This window comes from Kamptonema formosum PCC 6407 (genome assembly GCF_000332155.1).
In the GTDB taxonomy this organism is placed as follows: Bacteria; Cyanobacteriota; Cyanobacteriia; order Cyanobacteriales; family Microcoleaceae; genus Kamptonema; species Kamptonema formosum.
Map to the genome: position 1 here is coordinate 21,239 of NZ_KB235907.1, position 3,756 is coordinate 24,994.

General features: G+C 40.3%; 7 protein-coding genes. 1 reads left to right on the forward strand and 6 read right to left on the reverse strand.

The window, feature by feature from the left end; genetic code table 11:
- From OSCIL6407_RS37465 to OSCIL6407_RS35755, 6 genes are all read right to left on the reverse strand, one after another.
- Nucleotides 1–393: abortive infection family protein (locus OSCIL6407_RS37465; RefSeq protein ID WP_019488029.1), on the reverse strand; the 393-nt coding region annotated here is incomplete at its 3' end.
- Nucleotides 374–613: a hypothetical protein gene (locus OSCIL6407_RS37470; protein ID WP_019488030.1), complete on the reverse strand. Its 240-nt coding sequence runs from the start codon at nucleotides 611–613 to the stop codon at nucleotides 374–376. The genes OSCIL6407_RS37465 and OSCIL6407_RS37470, both read right to left, overlap by 20 nt.
- A 9-nt stretch (nucleotides 614–622) precedes the next feature.
- Nucleotides 623–1,183 carry a restriction endonuclease subunit S gene (locus OSCIL6407_RS31555; RefSeq protein WP_019488031.1) on the reverse strand — a complete coding sequence of 187 codons (561 nt, stop codon included), beginning with the start codon at nucleotides 1,181–1,183 and terminating at the stop codon, nucleotides 623–625.
- Nucleotides 1,152–1,742, reverse strand: a complete 591-nt coding sequence (locus OSCIL6407_RS31560; RefSeq protein WP_019488032.1) for a restriction endonuclease subunit S — start codon at nucleotides 1,740–1,742, stop codon at nucleotides 1,152–1,154. The genes OSCIL6407_RS31555 and OSCIL6407_RS31560 overlap by 32 nt, the downstream gene beginning before the upstream one ends.
- On the reverse strand, nucleotides 1,687–2,616 hold the full coding sequence (locus OSCIL6407_RS31565; protein WP_019488033.1) for an N-6 DNA methylase: 930 nt from the start codon (nucleotides 2,614–2,616) through the stop codon (nucleotides 1,687–1,689). The genes OSCIL6407_RS31560 and OSCIL6407_RS31565 overlap by 56 nt, the downstream gene beginning before the upstream one ends.
- Before the next feature lie 84 nt (nucleotides 2,617–2,700).
- Nucleotides 2,701–2,844, reverse strand: coding sequence for a hypothetical protein (locus OSCIL6407_RS35755; RefSeq protein ID WP_155523447.1), 144 nt, complete (start codon nucleotides 2,842–2,844; stop codon nucleotides 2,701–2,703).
- Between the two features lie 3 nt (nucleotides 2,845–2,847).
- Between OSCIL6407_RS35755 and OSCIL6407_RS36420 the strand changes: the two genes are divergently transcribed.
- A complete protein-coding gene (locus OSCIL6407_RS36420) occupies nucleotides 2,848–3,021 on the forward strand; it encodes a hypothetical protein (protein WP_007354597.1) in 174 nt (57 codons plus the stop codon).
- Nucleotides 3,022–3,756 lie beyond the last annotated feature (735 nt).

Consider the following 3,756-nt stretch of genomic DNA (forward strand, 5'->3'; position numbering starts at 1 on the left):
TGCTTGGCTATAAAGTAGTTTTCCGTCTAAGGGATATTCTTCGTCTAGAAATTCATTGAATTCTGGACCTTCTTCATATCTAATTCGGTCTTCTTCGATTTTAATATCTTCTTTTGACTTCTTTTCCAATTCAAAACTGATAAACGAAGATATGAGATAACGGGATAGGCTTTCTGTTATTTCTCTCAGTAGCCGCGATAAATCTTGATCGTTAAGCAGTTCTTTGGGTATATGTTTTCCGTGAGATAAATCACCTCTCGCATTTCTTAATTCATTAATATGTTTTCCTATCTGTGAGAGTTTACTAATAAAATCCCTCTCGTATACATCATCTATTTTTTGAAGTAACTTGGCTGCCTCACAGATAAGATTATTAGTTTCGCTTTTTCGCACCTTTATTTAAACTTTTCCCTTCTATACTTGGGTCAATTTGCGTAATGATAGTTTTACAAATGCTCTGTAGAAGTGAATTACAGCAATCTAAGCTTACACCTGTATGTAAATCTTGGTGATAGTTTTCAATTGCGCTAATAAATTCGGCAAATGCACCATAGTATTGAAAGTCGGGGAATTCTTTGATATGTCTTTTCACTAACGCTTCTAAACTCTCCATAACACCTCATTACACAAACATTTTTTGTAGTAAACCTTTCTTGAATTGTTCGGTTTGGTCGATTTGGCGAGAGAGGGTTTCGATTTTGCGATCCATTGCTGTTAAAAAACCAGTAATTTTTTCTTGTTCTTTTTTGCAAGGGTAAAATAGTATGATTGCTGACAATGATTCTTGGTTGATATTTGTATTTGCGCTAGAGGTAGCCAAAGAAAGCAATTCTTTTCTAAATTCTAATGATGAAAAACAATATTTTTTATATAAATGACATAACTCTGAGGATTTCTCTCTAAATCTAATAATAAAACCGCTATAAACAGTATCCTCAAAGTCATCATTTACAAGACACGGCTGACCGACTCCCTCTCTTTTTACTGATGAGCGAACAAATAAAACATCTCCTTTTTTGATTTTGTATTGTTCTACTTGCTTTGAGCTTATCTGCACTCGTTCAAGAGGTATTTTTTTGATTTCGCTTTTCCCAAATATATCCATTAAGTTTACAAATTCCACTCCATCTCCAAATGATGATTTATCTGCGTTAAAACCATTTTTTGAATTCACCCAGTTCATCAAGTCTTTTTTCTTCCCAATCAGGAAACTCAGATCCGATCGCCCCCTTAAACCGAATCTCTAGAGAAAAGATTTTGTGCATTACGCCGCGTTTGTAGGTTTGTAAGAGTTCCTGTTTGCGGCGGAGTTGGGCTAGACGGCGATCGACAGCCCCCAAAAAACTAGCAATCTTTTCTTGTTCAGCGATCTTTGGAAGAGTAATTTCTAACCCAGCAAAATTCTGCTGTCCTAGTGTCTTATTTCTCCCTGCTCCCCCTGGAGATGCTAATTCAAGTAAGTATTTTCCACGTTCTCTTAAAAAGAAAAGTATTACAAATTTAAGACTAGCCCTATTTTGTTTAGGTAAAAACATCAAAAAACGATGAGAAGCAATAAACCCATTTTCATCACTACTTGTCAGAGCGACAGCTTGCTCCCAAGCAAAAACAATATTGACAACAAATGCGTTTGGATGAACCCAATAAACTCTTTTATTTCCTAATTCTCTGCCAGTTACAGCTTCTTTATGAAAGATCCCTTTTCCATGTGATCGTATTCCAATCTGTTTGTAGTTTGCCATGCAAAATCATATTCATCCGCGCCAGGTTGTAAGTCGTGCGGTTCATTTCTTGTCCGTAAAAATCCCCGACTGATTCCACCTCCCGCGCCACCCGCAGCAGCAAAGATCCCGAACCACAAGTTGGGTCATAAACCGACTTCAGCCGCTCCTTCCCCGTCGTCACAATCTTCGCCAATACCTTAGAAACCTGCTGCGGCGTGTAAAACTCCCCCGCCTTTTTCCCCGCACCACTGGCAAACTGCCCAATCAAATACTCATAGGCATCCCCCAGCACATCGCTCTCGGTGTCTCCCAACCGAAAATCAATCTTATCCAGATGCACTAAAATCTTGGCAATTAAAGCATTTTTCGCCTTCGGAGTCCGCCCCAACTTTGTCGAATTCAGATCCAGATCCTCAAACAAATGATCAAAATCTTCCTCACTTTCCTTGCCCATTGTGGAGCGTTCAATGTTGTTTAAAACATCCGTCAAATCCCCTAAAATAAAAATTGAACTCTTTTCTAACTCCTCATCACTAATCTCATCCTTATCCGCCTGATTGCCTAATGCCCGTTTAGCCAGAGAACTAAACAACTCAGATGGCTTCAAAAAATAACCCAACTCGGCAATAGATTCCTCTTTAATTGCCTCCAAATATTCTTGCCCCTCCTCTGAAGATTCATCAATCTCTAGAAAGTCAATGCCATCCTCCGCTAACACTCCATTGGCATAAATATACTGCCGCTCAGAGAGGTACTTATAAAAAATAAACCCTAAGCAATAATCCCGAAACTCATCAGCATTCATCTTGCCCCGAAGCGAGTCGGCAATATTCCAAAGCTGGGTTTCTAGCTTTTTCTTGTGTCCATTTTGTCCGTTCAGTCCGTTCGTCATTTATCTCTCGTACTGGGCGATCGCTAGCACCCCCAAGAAGCGCTGTCCAAGCAAGGTATAGAATAACACACAAACCGTTAGCACCTAATGATACTCCTCTGGCTCCCACCTTTCCTCTGACGGTTGACGAATCAACTCAGCGCTAAGCCATAGGCGGACGGGCGGCGTGCTCATCTCTACGAGGTAAATTCTACAAACCTGTTTACCAATGCCTGTGAGTAGTTTCAAACGATGGCTGCGATCACAGCAGCTTTGGCATTTCTAGGTGGCCCAGCAGGAATGCTAGAAGCCATTGCCGTACTAGGCGCACCCGATGGCAGAATGATTTATGGCGGCGAAATCGGCTGGATTCACTCTGAGGGCTTGAATCAGGCGCGATCGCAAATGAGAAGAGACTTGACGTAAAGTGGATAGGGTGGAAAGCAGACTGTAAATAAAAGTTAAGTTTTCAACCACTACCATCCTCTTATTAAGAGCTAAAGGCAATCTAGCAGAAACTTAAAGACTAAATCACTGAGAATTTACTAACTGTTGTCAATTCAGATTCATTGATGCTATGCTGCTTTACAGCAGCCCAAACTTTCAGAAATATAGCACTCGCTATTTTTCCCAAAGTAAGCACTGCTATATCAAACCAGCACTCATACATCTCTCTAAAATTCTGATAGTCGTCTTGTTTGGCAGGCGTTGAGAAAACAACGCCTCACAGCCAAGAATTGACTTTTCAATTAATACTAATGAAAAACCCAACACGGAGTTCCCCAGGAGCTCCTTTTTTTTGGTTCGTTTCCAGAGCAGAGCGAAGTGAGAGCTTGTCCCCCAACAAATCAGCAAAGAGGCTTTGACATGGCAAAAAAAGGATACAAGAGTCAGAGAAATCAGCCAGAAATATATGAAGAAGTCAAAAACCAGTTTCTCTTGGCTTAACCCCGACGGCTAAAGACATACTCCGCAGTTTGGCCACCGCTCAGGGAATATCTCAATCTGAATTTATTGAGCGCCTTATGAGAGAGATAAAGAGTGCTAATAGCAGAACTAATTGTTCTATTTTATCCTCAAGAATGCCAAGCCAAGTTAACTAATCTACCTGCATTTGTGCAGGATTAATTCAAATAATTCTGCACAACTAATTGCTAGAAT